The following is a 15417-nucleotide window of genomic DNA, read 5'->3' as shown; positions in this document are numbered from 1 at the left end:
CTGAACACGCAGGGCAGACCAGACGTTGAAGACAGTGAAAGGATGCGCGGGGGAAAGAAAGAAGGGACGCCGGTGGCGTCCCTTGCACTTCTGACAACTCAGCGGTTGTTACGGGCTTCCCCACCACTGCTGTGCCGATGTGGAGCGGTGCAGTGATCAGGTGAGCGCAGGCTCCGCCTGGTGTGCGTCAACGCTCTCCATGATCCTGTCGTGAGAAGCGGCAGCCGTCAGCGCCTCGTTCTCCGCCTGGATCCGTACGAGCTCGGATTCCAGGTCCTGGACGCGCTGCTGGAGCCGTCGCATCTCGGCGAGGAGTCGAGGGTCGGAGCCGCCGACGTAACCGAGAAGCGCCTTTGCCATGATGGATGGTCCTCCACAATGAGTGACCGACCGATGCGGTTGGGTCGTGAGGGATTCGCACCCGCGGCTTGGCAGGGCCTTCAGTTGTGCTGCCGTTCAGCCATGCCAAACAGCTAAGGTGCGCGGGGTGCTTTCAGCGTCTCACCAAAAAGTTTGACGGTCAACACGATCACGCCCCGTATTGGCGGGCGACCGTGGCGCACACGGCCTTCAACGGCGGCGCGGCGGCTTCAGCGGGCCCTCGGGGCGTGGCGATCATCCTTGCGTCTGCGGCCTGCCAAGGCAAGCGGTTCTCGGCAATCACCAGCGAGTTTCCGTCCGGGGCGGTTCCCGGGACCTCCACCGCGGGCGGCCGGGGGGCGGCCGCCCGGTGCCGGATCAGCGGATGGCGAAGCCCTCATAGCCGCCGCGGGGTGTGTCCCAGATCTCGGTGACGCCGTCCACGCGGCCGGGCGTGTCGTCACTGCGGAGCCACTCCAGCAGGCCTTGACAACCCTCGCGCGCGCCCTCGGCGACGACCTGGACCCGTCCGTCGCCCAAATTGAGAGCAAAACCACTCAGGCCGCCGATCTCCAGGGCCTTGGCCCGCGTGAACCAGCGGAAACCCACACCTTGGACACGTCCTCGCACCCAGGCGACCAGTCGCACATCCTCGCTCATGACGGCAACCTAACCGCCCGATCTCCCTCCGGGCACTTCCTCCCCTTGCGTCATGCGGTACCGTCCCCCCTCAACGAATCTCATATGAAACTCACACGATCTAGTGAGTTTGGTGTTGATCTCGAGGACGAGTCGACCGCCAGGACGAGGAAGGCCAGGACATGGGACGCCACCGACGCTCCGCCGCCGGCCGCGCCGCCACGGGCCGCGCCGACGACTTCGCGGAGGGCCACGACCCGCTGTACTCCACCGCGGACGACGCCCCGATGATGGGGATCGCGCCCTATCTGAACCCGGAGGCGTACGCGGAGACCTACGCCAAGAGCGAGGCCTATCTGTTCGAGGTGGAGGCCCCCGCGGCCGGTGACCGCTTCACGGAGACGACCGCCTTCGCGAGCGACGGCTTCGGTACCGACGGCTACGGTTCCGGCGGCTTCCGTTCCGACGGGTTCGGTTCCGACGGCTTCGGTTCCGACGGGTTCGGTTCCGACGGCTTCAGCCCCGACGCCGGGGCCCGCCGCGCGGGCGCGCACCGCCGCCGGAAGAAGGCCGCCCGCCCGATGCGCACCGGGCTGCTCGGCGTCTCCGCCGCCGTCGCGCTCGGCACGGTCGCCGTCGCCACGGGCGCCGTGCCCGGGCTGGAGAACTACCAGCTCGGCGGCGGCAGCGGCACCGACAACGTCCAGGCCGGCGACACCCCGACGAACCTCCCGGCCGAGCAGGGCGGCACGTCCGGCAGCGCGGAGAGCCGGGACGACTCCCCCACCAGCCGGGACGCCGAGCGCTCCGCCTCGCCCTCGCCCTCCGCCTCGAAGTCGTCGGCCGCCCCGACGAAGACGCCGGAGAAGGCCGACAAGACGCCGGAGAAGGCGCCGGAGAAGAAGAAGCCGGCCGCCACCCCGAGCGAGAAGCCGGACGACACGCCCTCCCGTACGGCGACGCAGGCACCGCGCAAGCCCGACGCCTCCGCCGCCCTCTCCGGGGAGTCCGCGGCCGCGGCCCAGGTGCTGTCCCTGGTGAACCAGGAGCGGGCCAAGGTGGGCTGCAGCCCGGTCGCCGCGAACAGCGCGCTGACCGACCTCGCCCAGAGCTACAGCGAGGACATGGCCGCGCGGGGCTTCTTCGACCACACCGACCCGGACGGCCGGACGCCGTGGGACCGGGCCGAGAAGGCCGGCATATCCAACCTCGGCGGCGAGAACATAGCCCGCGGCCAGGCCGACGCCGCGGCCGTGATGGACGCCTGGATGAACAGCCCCGGCCACCGCGCCAACATCCTGAACTGCGACTTCAAGACCCTGGGCGTCGGCGTCGAACTGGGCTCCGGCGGCCCTTGGTGGACGCAGAACTTCGGCTACTGAGGATCCGCGGCCCGGCGGACCGGCCCGGGCTGCGCCTCACTCCCCCTTCACTCCCCTTCGGCCCTCCGCGGTGCCCGCTGATCACCGCTCACCGCGTCGGCGCACGGCTCACGCGGCGGCCAGGCCCCTGAGGAAGACCCGGGCCGTCTCCGTCACGCGGCGGCCCAGCTGCTCGGCCGTGGCGATGTCGGCCTTGTGCACGGCCTCCGGGCCCTCGTCGGCGTTGGTCTGGGCCGCGGCGCCCGCGAAGACGCCGAGGCGGTTCAGGTCGTGCTCGGAGCCGGTGCTGCTGTTCCAGCCCGGGAGCAGTCCCAGGTTGACCCAGTGCATGCCGAGCTGGGCGGCGAGGATCTGGAAGTACTGCAGGGTGTGCAGCTTGTCGCCGCTCTTGGAGGCGGAGTTGGTGAAGCCCGCGGCCAGCTTGTCCTTCCAGGCCTGGGTGGCCCAGCGCTTCGAGGTGGCCTCCGCGAAGACGTGGAAGGCGCCGGACGCGGTGCCCATGTAGGTCGGCGATCCGAAGACGATGGCGTCCGAGCGGTCGAGGATCGCCCACTGCTCCTCGGTGATCCGGCCGACGTCGATCAGGTGCACCTCGGCACCCGCCTCGACGGCGCCGGCACGGACGGCCTCGGCGAGGACGGCGGTATGGCCGAAGCCCGAGTGGTAGGCGAGGGAGACGACAGGGGTGGTCACGTGGCTACTCCAGAAAGAGGCAGGTCGCTGACGGTGACCAAAGGAAAGCACTAACTTCTAGTAAGTGCAACCTGTTGGTTAGCGCTGCGCTGCCGTACGCTGGTCGCATGACCACCACCCAGGAGCGCACGGAGGGGCTGGACGACCTCCCGTACAACGTGTTCGCCAAGGCCTGTCCCTCGCGCGGCACGCTCGAGCACGTCACGGGCCGCTGGGGCGGGCTGACGCTCGGCGCCCTGCACGAGGGCCCGCTGCGCTTCAACGAGCTGCGCCGCCGCGTCGACGGGGTGAGCGAGAAGATGCTGTCCCAGACGCTGCACGCCCTGGAGCGCGACGGCCTGGTGCACCGCGAGGCGCAGCCCACCAACCCGCCCCGGGTGGACTACGAGCTGACGCCGCTCGGGCGCGGGGTCGCCGAGCGGCTGCTGAGCCTCATCCACTTCGTGGAAGGGCGGATGGACGACGTGCTCGCCGCCCGCGAGCGCTACGACGAGACCCGCGGCGCCCGCTGACACGTCGGGCAGAAGTAGCTCGACCGGTTCATCCAGGGCCGCCGCCGCATCGGCGTGCCGCAGCGCCGGCACGGCAGGCCCTCGCGCCCGTACGCGTCGAGGGACCGGTCGAAGTAGCCCGACTCGCCGTTGACGTTGACGTACAGGCTGTCGAAGCTGGTGCCGCCCACCGCCAGGGCCGCGTTCATCACGTCCCGCACGTGTCCGAGGAGCAGCAGCGTGCGCGGGCGGGTGAAGGTCGCGGTCGGGCGCTCGTAGTGGATGCGGGAGCGCCACAGCGCCTCGTCCGCGTAGATGTTGCCGACGCCGCTGATCAGCGACTGGTCGAGCAGGGCCCGCTTGATCGTGGTCCGCTTGCGGCGCAGCGCCTGGTGGAAGGCCTCGTCGTCGAAGAGCGGGTCGAGCGGGTCCCGGGCGATGTGCGCGATGACGTCGGGCAGCCCTTCGGGGGTGTTCTCGTGCAGCGACAGGCCGCCGAAGGTGCGCTGGTCGACGAAGCGGAGTTCGGTGTCCAGGGCGTCGGTGAAGCGGACCCGGATGCGCAGGTGCTTCTCGTCCGGGGCCGTGTGCGGCTGGACCAGCAGCTGGCCGCTCATGCCGAGGTGCGCCAGGACCGACTGGTCCGTGTCCTCCAGGGGAAGCCACAGGTACTTGCCGCGGCGGCTCGGGACGCCGATGCGGTGGCCCTTGAGGCGGTGCGCGAAGTCGTCGGGACCCGCGAGGTGACGGCGCACCGCGCGCGGGTGCAGCACCTCGGCCTCGGCGACGGTCCGGTGGGCGACCCACCGCTCAAGACCGCGCCGTACGACCTCGACCTCGGGCAACTCGGGCATGGGATCCCCCGTCACGAACCTGCGGACGACCCGAGCGCCCGCCCCGGGCAGGGGCGGGCGCTCGGGTGCGCTGTGCTGTGCTGTGGCCGGACGCCCGGTGCGGGCCGGCCGGCTTCCTCAGCCGTCGACGGTGCTGCCGTCGACGGCTGCCGTGTGGGCGGCCTGGGCGGCTGCCGTCTGCGTCGCCTCGGCGTCCTCGGCCGCCTTGGCGCGCTCGTCCGCGGCGGCCCGGATGGACCGCCAGGCGGACTCGGCGGCCTGCTGCTCCGCCTCCTTCTTGCTGCGGCCGGTGCCGGTGCCGTACGAGACGCCTCCGACGCGGGCGGCAGCAGTGAAGGTCTTCTCGTGGTCGGGGCCGGTCTCCGTGACCAGGTACTCGGGGACACCGAGTCCTTCGGTCGCGGTGAGCTCCTGGAGACTGGTCTTCCAGTCCAGGCCGGCTCCGAGGTTGGAGGATTTCTCGATCAGGGGGTCGAACAGGCGGTGCACCAGCTCCGCCGCCGAGTCCAGTCCCTGGTCGAGGTAGACCGCGCCGATCACCGCTTCCAGGGTGTCGGCGAGGATGGACGCCTTGTCCCGCCCGCCCGTGCCCTCTTCACCGCGGCCGAGCCGGATGAAGGAACCCAGGTCGAGCCCGCGGCCCACCTCGGCGAGCGCACGCGAGTTCACCACCGCGGCCCGGAGCTTGGCCAGCTGGCCCTCCGGCAGGTCGGGGTGGGTGCGGTACAGCGTGTCCGTGACCACGAGGCCGAGGACGGAGTCCCCGAGGAACTCCAGGCGCTCGTTGGTCGGCAGACCGCCGTTCTCGTATGCGTACGACCGGTGGGTCAGTGCGCGCACCAGAAGGGCGGACTCGACCTTGTAGCCGAGCCGCCCTTCCAGAAGCGTGTGGGACGAGGCCTGGTTGTCCGCCGGAGCACTCCCGCTCACGCGGGAAGACTTGTTCTTAGGCGTGGACACAGTGCCTCTCACCAGCCGCTCAGACCTCGAGGACCTGGCGCTTGTTGTAGGTGCCGCACGACGGGCACGCGATGTGCTGCAGCTTGGGCTCGTGGCAGCGCTCGCACGCAACCAGGGTGGGGACCGCAGCCTTCCACTGCGACCGGCGGTGGCGCGTGTTGCTGCGCGACATCTTCCGCTTCGGAACAGCCACGGCTACTTCTCCTGCTTCTCGTCGACGCCCGCTTCGGCGCCGCTGATCTCGTCCTTATCGCCCGGTTCGAGTGAACCGGCGAGTCCCTGCAGTGCCGCCCAACGGATGTCGACGGCGTCATGGTGGTGGTCCGGGTCGTCCGCCAGCCGTGCGCCGCACTCGGCGCACAGACCAGGGCAGTCTTCCTGGCACACCGGCTGCATCGGCAGTGCGAGCACCACCGCGTCACGCAGCACGGGCTCGAGGTCGAACAGGCCGTCCTCGAGGAAGAGCCTGTCCTCGTCGTCCTCGGCGTCGTCGCCCGGTTCCGCGATCACGCGGCCCCGGTCGTCGGCGTCAGGGTACGAGAACATCTCCTGGAAGTCCGCTTCGAGCTGCTGCTCCAGCGGCTCCAGACACCTTACGCACTCCCCCTCGGCCGTGGCACGGGCGGTGCCTGTGACGAGCACCCCTTCCATGACCGACTCCAGACGGAGCTCCAGCTCCACCGGGGCGCCTTCCGGCACTCCGATGACTCCCTTGATACCGAGGTCCTGGGGAGCGTCGACCGTACGGGTCAGGCGCTGCAGCGCACCGGGCCGCCGACCCAGCTCGTGTGTGTCGAACACGAGGGGGTTGCGGTGGTCGAGGCGGGCGTTCAGAGCCATTCCTGCTTTCGATCTTCGAGCTCAGAGGGACGCTGACCCGCGGTGTTCCCGGGCAGCAGTGATCGCGGACGTATGCGCGACCGAAGAGCCAGGATACTGGACCTTTCGCTGTCGGCCCAATCCGGTGCTCAGCCCTGGCCGCGGCCCTGCTCGTAGGCCCGCAGCTGCTCGGCGCTGATCATGCTGGTGTCGAAGAGGCTGGTCTCGTCGAGGGCGTACCCCTGCCCGCCCTGGTGGCCCTGGTGTCCCTGCTGCGCCTGGTTCGGGTCGTAGGCGGCCTGCTGGGCGTCGTAGCCCGGGTAGGCGTAGGGGTCGGCCTGCTGGTAGCCGTACGGGTCCGGCTGGGCCGCGTAGGCCTGCTGCGGATAGCCGCTGTAGGTGTCGGGCTGCTGCTGGTAGCCGTACGCCGGCTGGGCCTGGGCGTAGTCCTCCTGCGGCGCGGGCCGCTCGGCCGGGGGCTCCTCCGGCAGGGCGGCGAGGCCGGCGAGGTAGTCGGCGTCGCTGGAGTGCTGGACCGTGCTGGTGTCGTCGGCGAGGGCGCCGAGGTCGTCGGTGGCGATCCGGCCGTGCAGCTTCTGCCGGCCGCGTCCGACGGCCTCCAGGGTCTTGGCGAGGACCGCCTCGAAGGCGCCGAGCTTGGCGTCGACGTACTCGTCGGCGGTACGGCGCTGGGTCTGCGGGTCGTGGCTGCGCTCGGGGGCGTCCTCGTCCTGGTAGCCCTGCTCGTCGGTGCCGGGGCCGGTGCCGAGGAGCTTCTCGCGGCCGCGGCCGACCGAGCCGAGGGTCTTGGTGAGCACGACCTCGAAGTTGGCGAGCTTGGAGTCGACGTACTCGTCGGCCTCGGCGCGGATCTCCTCGGCCTCCTTGCGGGCCTCGCTGAGGATCCGGTCGGCCTCGGCCTGGGAGCGGCGGGCGATCTCGGTGTCGGAGATGAGCGAGCCGCGCTCGGCGTGGGCGCTCTCGATGATCCGCTGGGCCTCCTGGCGGGCCTGCTCGACCATCTGCTCGCGGCCGCCGATCAGCTCCTGGGCCTGGGCGAGGGAGTCGGGCAGCGCCGCCCGCAGCTCCTCCAGCATCGCGAGCAGCTCGGCGCGGTTGACCACGCACGAGGCCGACATGGGCATGGACCGGGCGCCGGAGACCGTGGTGACGATCTCGTCGAGCTTCTTCTGCACGTCCACCGTGTGCTCGCCACTCTCTACAGATGCGTTGGAGACGGACGGGACGACTGTACGGCCACGGGGCACCCGGTGGACACCGGGTGACGGGCGGTCAGGTGCCCGGGGCGTGCCCGGGGCCCGGTCAGTCCTTCCGCAGCCGCTCGCCGAGGGCCCGCAGCACTTCGGCGGGCACCAGGTGGGAGACGTCGCCGCCCCAGGTCGCGACCTCCTTGACCAGGGAGGACGACAGGAAGCTGTAGGTGGGGTTGGTGGGGATGAAGAGGGTCTCCACGCCGGACAGGCCGTTGTTCATCTGGGCCATCTGCAGCTCGTAGTCGAAGTCGCTGACCGCGCGCAGGCCCTTGACGATGGCGGGGATGTCGCGCTGCTTGCAGAAGTCGACGAGCAGGCCGTGGAAGGCCTCCACGCGGACGTTGCCGTACTCGGCGGTGACCCGGCGGATCAGGTCGATCCGCTCGTCGATCTCGAACAGGCCCTTCTTGGCCTTGTTGATCATCACCGCGACGTAGACCTCGTCGTACAGCCTGGAGGCGCGGGAGATGATGTCGAGGTGTCCGTTGGTGATCGGGTCGAACGACCCGGGACAGACGGCACGGCGCACTTGTGATCCCTCGCTCTCCGGTCCGGTCATCGTGCGTCTTCGCACGTAGAGGCGGCGCGACCGTACCAAAACGTTCCCTCGCCGTAACGACGGGACCGCAGGGGCTCGAAACCCCCGGGCCACCGGAATTCGCCGCCTCTGGTGCTGCGCTCCACGGTGACGAGGGCTTCCCCGGCGAGCCAGCCCTCCGAGCGGAGTGTGAGCAGTATCTCCCGAAGATCGTCGTCCGTGACGGCGTACGGAGGGTCGAGGAAGACGAGGTCGTACGGGTCGCCGGCGGGTGCGGTACGGATGATCTGTTCCGCTTTGCCCGCTCTGACCTCGGCGCCGGGCAGGCCGAGGTTCTTCACGTTCTCGCGGACGACCCGGGCGGCTCGGGCGTCGGCCTCGACCAGGAGGGTGTGGCCCGCGCCCCGGGAGAGGGCCTCCAGGCCGACGGCTCCCGATCCCGCGTAGAGGTCGAGGACGCGCTCGCCGTCCAGCGGGCCGCCGAGGAGGGACTGCCAGGTGGAGAAGAGGCCTTCGCGCGCGCGGTCGGAGGTGGGACGGGTGCCGGTGCCGGGGGGTACGGCGAGTCGACGTCCGCCGGCTGTGCCGGCGATCACGCGGGTCATCTGTGGTCCTTGGTCGTGGGCGGCTTTCCGGTATCAGTCTGGCCGGTCGCGCGGTTCCCCGCGCCCCTGAAGGAGGGTCAGTCGTCCTCACCCCTTCTCCAGGTACTGCTCCCTCTCCTCGTCCAGGAGGGCGTCCAGCGCCGTCCGCAGGGCGGGCAGGCGGGTCAGCTCCGGGTCCTCGGCGACGACAGCCGTCGCCTCCTGTCTGGCCTCCGCGATGATCTCCTCGTCCTCGATGACCGCGAGCATCCTCAGGCTCGTGCGGGCGCCCGACTGGGCCTGGCCGAGGACGTCGCCCTCGCGGCGCTGTTCGAGGTCGATGCGGGAGAGTTCGAAGCCGTCGAGCGTGCCGGCCACGGCGTTCAGCCGCTGGCGGGCGGCGCTGGCCTCGGGCATCTCGGTCACCAGCAGGCACAGGCCGGGGGCCGAGCCGCGGCCCACGCGGCCGCGGAGCTGGTGGAGCTGGGAGACGCCGAAGCGGTCCGCGTCCATGATCACCATGGCGGTGGCGTTGGGGACGTTCACGCCGACCTCGATGACCGTCGTGGCGACCAGGACGTCGGTGTCGCCGGCGGCGAAGCGGCGCATGACGGCGTCCTTGTCGTCCGGGTGCATGCGGCCGTGCAGGACCTCGACACGCAGGCCCTTCAGGGGGCCCTTGGCGAGCTGGTCGGCCACGTCCAGGACGGCGAGCGGCGGGCGCTTATCGGCGGCGTCCTCCGGGGACTCCGCGGACTTGCCCCTGCCGGGCTTTCCGGCCTTCTTCGGGTCGTCCTCCTCGTCGCCGATGCGGGGGCAGACCACGTACGCCTGGTGGCCGTTGGAGACCTCCTCGCGCACCCGCTCCCAGGCCCGGGCCAGGAAGTGGGGCTTGTCGGCGGCCGGGACGACATGGCTGGCGATCGGGGAGCGGCCGGCCGGCAGCTGGTCGAGGACGGAGGTCTCCAGGTCGCCGAAGACCGTCATGGCGACCGTGCGCGGGATGGGCGTGGCGGTCATGACGAGCAGGTGCGGGGGTTGCTTGCCCTTGCCGCGCAGGGCGTCGCGCTGCTCGACGCCGAAGCGGTGCTGCTCGTCGACGACGACCAGGCCCAGGTCGTGGAACTGCACCTTGTCCTCGATCAGCGCGTGCGTGCCGATGACGATGCCGGCCTCGCCGGTGGCGAGGTCGAGCAGGGCGTGCCGCCGGGCCGCCGCGCCCATGGAGCCGGTGAGCAGCACGACCTTGGTGGCCTGCTCGGCACCGCCCAGCATGCCGCCCTCGGCCAGCTCGCCCATCATCTCGACGATCGAGCGGTGGTGCTGCTGGGCGAGGACTTCGGTGGGCGCGAGCATCGCCGCCTGGCCGCCGGAGTCGACGACGGCGAGCATGGCGCGCAGGGCGACCATGGTGTTGTGCGTGACCGTGAAGTTGTCGGTGACGTAGGCATGGCTCGGGTGAGCGACGCTGATGCACTGCACGGGCTTCCGCCCCACGTACTCGACCGCCCGGATGCCGCGCCGGAACGTGCACCCCGGGCTCGGACGGACCTGTTCCGCTTTGCGCGTGATCCGGAACGGGACGTACTCGTCCGGCAGGGAGACCCGCACGTCGTACGCGGCCTGCTCCGGCAGTACTCGCGCCCGGCCGCCCAGCGACCGTACGAGCCAGGCGACGTCCTCCGCGAGCCGGCGCGAAGCCGAGCGGAGGGAGACACCCGTGCCGTCGGCCCGGACAGCGCCGGCGGTGTCCAGAAGTCCCTGCAGCACGGCGAGACGGTCCTTGACCGGAGCGTTCTTGAAGACTTCGGGGACGAACGTGTCGTGGGACGTCCGTCCCCAGAGGTCCAGTTCGCGCAGGACCTGGATCACCGGGTTGCGCACGCCTCCGGCATCCTGCTCGCACTGGATCGTATGATCACCGCGTGAGCCCTTCACCGGTACCAGCCGGCAGTCGGGCGCCACCGCCGCCGCCACCGCGTCACGGATCTCGTCGTCGACGGTGGCGAGACGGAGATCGTGGCGGAACGAGCCGTCCCCCAACAGCACCCCGATCAGATACGGGTCGAGAGGCAGCCCGGCGTCGCCGCCGAGATCGACCGGCTTCGCCGGCGGGACGTACCACTTCGGGGAACCGTCGGCCGTGTACAAGTCGCCACGGATCTCCCGGGTTGTCATGACCTGGGGAGCCTGATCACCGTGCCCGTCGCGGCTCGCGCCGACGATCCAGAGATGCTCGTCGTCGCACTCGACGGAACTCCCGTCCGACAGGACCAAGCGCCACACATCGCGCTCGCCCTGCGGAAAGACCCCGTCGACCGGGGCGACCTCCCCGTCCGGCACCACCACCTCGTCGCCCACCCGCAGGTCCCCCATCGAGCGGAAGCCGGTGGGCGTGAGCACCAGCGCGTCGAGAGGCTGGGCCTTGCCCGAGCCGACCTCCCCCTGCAGCAGCCGGTGCATCGGGTGGTCCGTGGCCAGGTCGGCGAAGATCTCGCGGGAGACGCGCTGCTGGCCTTCGGTGAGCGTGAAGGGCAGACGGGCGTCGAAGGCCGTGAGGAGCCCGTCGGGGGCCGGTTCCCGGGGGACGGCGGGGAGTTGGGCGTCCGCGTGGCGGCGGCGGGCGAGGGCGACCTGGAGGACGAAGGCCTCGTCCCACTTGAGGCGGGAGCGGGCGTCCTCGATGTCCGCCCTGGTGTGCGGACGGTGGATCTTCAGGAGGGCCTCGGGCAGCGGGATCAGGCCGCGGCCCCGGCGCAGGCTCTCCGGGAGCGGGTCGACGGCCTCCTGGGCCGTGGGCAGGACGGTCTGGAGCGCCTTGCCGATCTTCCAGGACTCCAGCTTGGCGGTCGCCGGGTAGATCGGGATCAGGGCGCCCGCCCAGGTCTCCACGGACGCCCCGGGCTCGTCGGGGTCGCCGCGCAGCAACTCGTAGGCCGGATGGGCCAGTTGCAGGCGGCGGTTGAAGACGGAGACCTTGCCCGCGAACATCGCGCGGGTGCCCGGCAGCAACTCCTTGTGGGGCTTGTGCACGCCGTTGCCGAAGAAGACCAGCTGGACGCGGCCGCTGCCGTCGGTGATCGTGACCTCCAGGCGCTGGCCCTTGCCGCGCGGGGCCCTGGCGGAGGCGAAGGTGTGCAGCCGGGCGTCGGCGACCTGGGCGACCACCGTGACGTGCTCGTCCATCGGGAGGTCGGCGAGGTGGGTGAGCTGCCCGCGCTCCTCGTATCTGCGCGGGTAGTGGTGGAGCAGGTCGCCCACGGTGTGCAGGCCGAGGTGCTCGGCCATCACCTTCGCGGTGGCGGGGCCGAGCACCGACTTCAGTGGCTGTTGCAGCGGTTCTTCCAGTGCGGGCACGAGATCCATTGCACACCACGCCACTGACAATGGCCTCCAGGCCCCGGCCGGATCGCCGTAAAGATCCCGGAAATCGCTGGTCAGGCGGTTGTTTGGGGGCTTAGGATGACGCGCTCCCGGCCCTCTTTCGCGGTCACCGCTCCTTCGGGGCCGCCCTCGCCGTGCGGGCAGGCGCTGCTGAGGGCGCTGCGGCCGCTCAGGCGCGCCGACTCGGCGCTGCTCGACCATGCGTTCACCGGTCTGCCGGAGTGGGCCACACACAGCGAGGACGGTCAGGCATGAGCGGCATCACGGACCTCGGCGCGCTGCGCGAGGCGATGGCGGAGAACGCCGGGCGACCGGAGGGACCGGCCCGCAACGCGCGCGCGGAGGAACTGCTGGCGGCGGCCGAGCAGCTGGACGAGCCGCTCGCCGTGATCGAGGCGCTCGGCCACCAGGTGAAGGTCTGCAACTACAGCTCCGAGAAGGGGAAGATGTTCGTCCCCTTCGCGCGGCTGCTGCGCCTGTGGGACGAACGACCCGAGGACTTCGACGAGTTCGAGGCGCACTCCCTGCACTGGGTCTTCAAGTGGGTGTCGTCCGGCATGCTCGACCAGCCGGACGTCCCGCTCGCGTCGATCGAGGGATGGCTCGGCGAGATGGAGCGCCGCTACCGGCTCGCCGGGTACTCCGAGAGGGCCGTGCGCAGCGCCGAGCACAGCGTGGCCGCGCATGTCGGGGACGTGGCGCGCGCGGAGCGGGCGTACGCCGCGTGGCTGGCCGCCGACCGGGACGCCATGTCCGACTGCCACGCCTGCGAGCTGCACACGCGGGGCTGGTGGCAGGCCGAGCTGGGCCGGGACGAGGAGGCCCTGGAGCTGTGGCGGCCGGTCCTGGAGGGCCGGTACGCCTGCGCCCACGAGCCGCACACGGTTCTGGCGTCCTCCCTGCTGCCGCTGCTGCGGCTGGGCCGCGGCGAGGAGGCCCGGGCCAACCATCTGCGGGGCGTCCGGCTCGTCCGGGCCATGGAGAGCATGCGCGGCGCCTACGCGGAGCACGTGGAGTTCTGCGCGCTGACCGGCAACGAGGCGCGCGGGCTGGAACTGCTCGCGGAGCGGCCGGCGTACTTCACGGACGACGGGCAGCCGCAGAGCAGGCTGGACTTCCTGAGCGTGGTGACGCTGCTCATGGACCGCCTCACCGGGCTGGGCCTCGGCGACCGGCGGGTGCCGGGCCCGGCCGGCCGGGAGTGGACCGCCCGGGAACTCGCCGCACACGCGCGTGCCGAGGCCCTCGCGCTGGCGGCCCGCTTCGACGAGCGCAACGGCACGGCCCACGTCGGCGAGCGGACCCGCGCGCGTATGGCGCGGAAGCCGCCGGCCGATCGGCTGCCGCTGGGCGTGCGGTCGGCCGGGCCGGTCCCGGCGCCCCCGCCGGTCCCGGCCCCCGTCGCCGCGCAGCCGGACCTGCCCGCCCTGCTGGCCGAGGCACGGCGGCTGTCGGACCACCTGCGACCGCATGCCGTGGAGGCCTGGGCGGCGGTCGCCCGGGCGGCGGAGGGCGTGGAGCTGGACCCGCGCGACCGGGCCGAGATCGCCGACCACGAGGCGATGGGCCTCGGCCCGGCCGGTGCCGCGCTCTTCGAACGGGCCGCCGGGCTGTACGCGGAGGCCGGCGACCCCGGCGAGGCCCTCGCGGCACGCACGCGTGCGGCGTACGTACGTGCCCTGGGGGGCGACATCGCCTCGGCGGTCGCGGCCGTGCAGGGACCGTACGAGGAGGTCCTCGCGCTGTACGCCGACGGCGGCACGGGCCTGCGGCAGACGGCGGCCGTGCTGATGGGCCGGGCCCGGGTCCTGCTGCGCCGGGCGCACGCGGCGGAAGGGCCCGCGGATGAAGGGTCCGCGACGGAGGGGCCCGGGGCGGAAGGGCCCGGGGCGGAAGGGCCCGGGGCGGAAGGGCCCGGGGCGGAGGCGGTGCACGGCGCGGCCGAGACCGCCGTGCGCGAGGTGCTGGCGCTCGTCGACGGGCGCACCGGTCAGGACGTGCGGCTGGCCGCCCGGGCCGCCGAGGCGCAGGCCATGCTCGCCGAGCTGGCGGGGCTGCGGGGAGACCTGGCGGCGGCGGTGGAGCTGTTCGCGCGGGGCGCGGCGGCGTTCGTCGCGGCGGGCCTGCCCTGGATCGCCGTCGAGTACGAGGCCCGGCTGGCGTCCCTCGCGCACCACCTCGGCGACATGGCCGAGGCGGAACGGGCGGTGCGGGCGGCCCTGGAGCACGGCGGAGCGCAGCTGGAGGCGCCCGGGCGGGCCCAGCTGCACCTCCAGCTCGCCGAGCTCCTCGGCGGCCGGGACGAGGTCGTGGAGGCCGCGCAACACGCCTTGGAGGCCGCGCACTGGGCCGACGAGGCGGGCGAGAGCGCCACCCTGGGCGCGTGGGCGCGGCAGCAGCTCGGCGGGTTCCTGCTGCGGCAGGGGCGGTGGGCCGAGGCGGCGGAGGTGCTGGAGTCGGCGCTGCCCGACCTGAGCGCCGAGACGCACGGCGACGGGGCGGTCGTGCAGACGATGTGGTGGCTGGGCGACTGCCTGAGCGAACTCGGCGAGCACCGCGCGGCCGCCGAACGGCGCCTGCAGGCCGCCGAGATCGCCCGCACCTGGCCCGAGCAGCAGGACCACGCGACCCTCGCGCACCTGGCCGGGGAGTCCCTCGGGGAGGCGGGGCTGGCCGCCGAGGCGGAGCGTGCCTACACGCGCGCGGGCGACCTGTGGCGGGCCGTGGGCGACCCGCAGGGCCTGGTCCGCTCCCTGCGTGCCCGCGCCTGGCTGGCGTTGCGCACGCAGGACGGTACGGCGGCGGCTCGCCGGCTCATGGCGGAGGCGCTCCGGGAGTGCGAGACCGCGCGGGACGCGGCGGCCGACGAGGAGTCGCGGCAGGAATTCGTCGAGGAACTCGGCCACACCCACCGCCAGTTCGGCGACCTGCTGGCCCGGTCCGCAGCCGAGGGCGGCGCCGATGCGCCGCCCCTGTTGGAGGAGGCGCTGGCCCGGCTGCTGCGGTCGGCCGAGGTGTTCGCCTCCCTCGGGGACGGCGCCCTGCACAGCCGCACCGCCGCCGAACTGACCGCGGGGTGGCTGGAGATCGAGCTGGGCCACCGCACCGAGGCGCGGGCACGCGCGCGTGCGGTGCTGGCGGCGTACGGGTCTCATGGCGGAACGGACGCCGGGGGCACGGGCCGTGCGGAGCCGGCCGGCGACGCTGCCGACGACACGGCCGGCGAGGCCGTCCGGGCCCGTCGGGCGGAGGCCGAGCACCTGCTCCGCGTCGCGGCGGAGGACCGGGACTCACCGGTGGCGGAGGACCGGGACTCACCGATGGCAGAGGACCGGGACTGACGAACGGCGGAGGAGGGGACTGACGAACGGCGGAAGAGCGAGGCTGACGAACGGCGGAGGACCGGGACCCACCCGCCCGGCGCCCGCCCCTCCCGGGC

Annotated in this window: 14 protein-coding genes; 3 read left to right on the top strand and 11 right to left on the bottom strand. The window is 72.3% G+C overall.

Annotated elements, in window-relative coordinates; genetic code table 11:
* Window positions 1-156: 156 nt before the first annotated feature.
* Window positions 157-360 (bottom strand): hypothetical protein, encoded by a 204-nt coding sequence (locus ACIGAN_RS13300; RefSeq protein WP_003993245.1) that lies wholly within the window; start codon window positions 358-360, stop codon window positions 157-159.
* 378 nt (window positions 361-738) lie between these two features.
* Window positions 739-1020 (bottom strand): acylphosphatase, encoded by a 282-nt coding sequence (locus tag ACIGAN_RS13295; RefSeq protein ID WP_311685402.1) that lies wholly within the window; start codon window positions 1018-1020, stop codon window positions 739-741.
* Window positions 1021-1181: 161 nt separating this feature from the next.
* Here ACIGAN_RS13295 and ACIGAN_RS13290 point away from each other — a divergent pair, with 161 nt between their 5' ends.
* Window positions 1182-2381, top strand: a complete 1200-nt coding sequence (locus tag ACIGAN_RS13290; RefSeq protein ID WP_399857187.1) for a CAP domain-containing protein — start codon at window positions 1182-1184, stop codon at window positions 2379-2381.
* Between the two features lie 108 nt (window positions 2382-2489).
* Here ACIGAN_RS13290 and ACIGAN_RS13285 read toward each other — a convergent pair whose 3' ends face one another.
* Window positions 2490-3074, bottom strand: a complete 585-nt coding sequence (locus ACIGAN_RS13285; protein WP_365739319.1) for a flavodoxin family protein — start codon at window positions 3072-3074, stop codon at window positions 2490-2492.
* A gap of 107 nt (window positions 3075-3181) precedes the next feature.
* Here ACIGAN_RS13285 and ACIGAN_RS13280 point away from each other — a divergent pair, with 107 nt between their 5' ends.
* Window positions 3182-3586, top strand: coding sequence for a winged helix-turn-helix transcriptional regulator (locus ACIGAN_RS13280; RefSeq protein WP_351366039.1), 405 nt, complete (start codon window positions 3182-3184; stop codon window positions 3584-3586).
* Here the strand turns inward: ACIGAN_RS13280 and mutM are convergent.
* The 8 genes from mutM to ACIGAN_RS13240 form a co-directional block, all read right to left on the bottom strand.
* Window positions 3559-4419 carry a bifunctional DNA-formamidopyrimidine glycosylase/DNA-(apurinic or apyrimidinic site) lyase gene (gene mutM, locus ACIGAN_RS13275; RefSeq protein ID WP_365739321.1) on the bottom strand — a complete coding sequence of 287 codons (861 nt, stop codon included), beginning with the start codon at window positions 4417-4419 and terminating at the stop codon, window positions 3559-3561. The genes ACIGAN_RS13280 and mutM overlap by 28 nt on opposite strands.
* A 117-nt stretch (window positions 4420-4536) precedes the next feature.
* Entirely contained in the window at window positions 4537-5391 is an 855-nt protein-coding gene (gene rnc, locus ACIGAN_RS13270) for a ribonuclease III (protein ID WP_365739323.1), read from the bottom strand.
* A 7-nt stretch (window positions 5392-5398) separates the two neighbouring features.
* Window positions 5399-5572 carry a 50S ribosomal protein L32 gene (rpmF, locus tag ACIGAN_RS13265; RefSeq protein WP_007493396.1) on the bottom strand — a complete coding sequence of 58 codons (174 nt, stop codon included), beginning with the start codon at window positions 5570-5572 and terminating at the stop codon, window positions 5399-5401.
* Window positions 5573-5574: 2 nt separating this feature from the next.
* Complete coding sequence (locus ACIGAN_RS13260) at window positions 5575-6219, bottom strand: YceD family protein (protein WP_365094435.1); 645 nt, start codon at window positions 6217-6219, stop codon at window positions 5575-5577.
* Between the two features lie 128 nt (window positions 6220-6347).
* Entirely contained in the window at window positions 6348-7400 is a 1053-nt protein-coding gene (locus ACIGAN_RS13255) for a cell division initiation protein (RefSeq protein ID WP_399857183.1), read from the bottom strand.
* Window positions 7401-7521: 121 nt separating this feature from the next.
* A complete protein-coding gene (gene coaD / locus ACIGAN_RS13250) occupies window positions 7522-8001 on the bottom strand; it encodes a pantetheine-phosphate adenylyltransferase (protein WP_365094503.1) in 480 nt (159 codons plus the stop codon).
* 26 nt (window positions 8002-8027) lie between these two features.
* Window positions 8028-8615 (bottom strand): 16S rRNA (guanine(966)-N(2))-methyltransferase RsmD, encoded by a 588-nt coding sequence (gene rsmD, locus ACIGAN_RS13245; protein WP_399857181.1) that lies wholly within the window; start codon window positions 8613-8615, stop codon window positions 8028-8030.
* Between the two features lie 87 nt (window positions 8616-8702).
* The gene (locus tag ACIGAN_RS13240; RefSeq protein ID WP_399857179.1) at window positions 8703-11960 is read right to left on the bottom strand and encodes a helicase-related protein; all 3258 of its coding nucleotides are present in this window, start codon (window positions 11958-11960) and stop codon (window positions 8703-8705) included.
* 269 nt (window positions 11961-12229) lie between these two features.
* Between ACIGAN_RS13240 and ACIGAN_RS13235 the strand changes: the two genes are divergently transcribed.
* Window positions 12230-15319 (top strand): tetratricopeptide repeat protein, encoded by a 3090-nt coding sequence (locus ACIGAN_RS13235; protein WP_399857178.1) that lies wholly within the window; start codon window positions 12230-12232, stop codon window positions 15317-15319.
* Window positions 15320-15417: the final 98 nt, after the last annotated feature.

Source organism: Streptomyces sp. NPDC085931, from assembly GCF_044540565.1.
Lineage (GTDB): Bacteria > Actinomycetota > Actinomycetes > Streptomycetales > Streptomycetaceae > Streptomyces.
Note: the sequence above shows the minus strand (reverse complement) of the source record. Positions and strands in the feature narration are given on the sequence as shown.

Coding starts and splice junctions, on each gene's coding strand:
- ACIGAN_RS13300 (WP_003993245.1), bottom strand. CDS start 360: ATGGCAAAGGCGCTTCTCGGTTACGTCGGCGGCTCCGACCCTCGACTC.
- ACIGAN_RS13295 (WP_311685402.1), bottom strand. CDS start 1,020: ATGAGCGAGGATGTGCGACTGGTCGCCTGGGTGCGAGGACGTGTCCAA.
- ACIGAN_RS13290 (WP_399857187.1), top strand. CDS start 1,182: ATGGGACGCCACCGACGCTCCGCCGCCGGCCGCGCCGCCACGGGCCGC.
- ACIGAN_RS13280 (WP_351366039.1), top strand. CDS start 3,182: ATGACCACCACCCAGGAGCGCACGGAGGGGCTGGACGACCTCCCGTAC.
- mutM (WP_365739321.1), bottom strand. CDS start 4,419: ATGCCCGAGTTGCCCGAGGTCGAGGTCGTACGGCGCGGTCTTGAGCGG.
- ACIGAN_RS13260 (WP_365094435.1), bottom strand. CDS start 6,219: ATGGCTCTGAACGCCCGCCTCGACCACCGCAACCCCCTCGTGTTCGAC.
- rsmD (WP_399857181.1), bottom strand. CDS start 8,615: ATGACCCGCGTGATCGCCGGCACAGCCGGCGGACGTCGACTCGCCGTA.
- ACIGAN_RS13240 (WP_399857179.1), bottom strand. CDS start 11,960: ATGGATCTCGTGCCCGCACTGGAAGAACCGCTGCAACAGCCACTGAAG.
- ACIGAN_RS13235 (WP_399857178.1), top strand. CDS start 12,230: ATGAGCGGCATCACGGACCTCGGCGCGCTGCGCGAGGCGATGGCGGAG.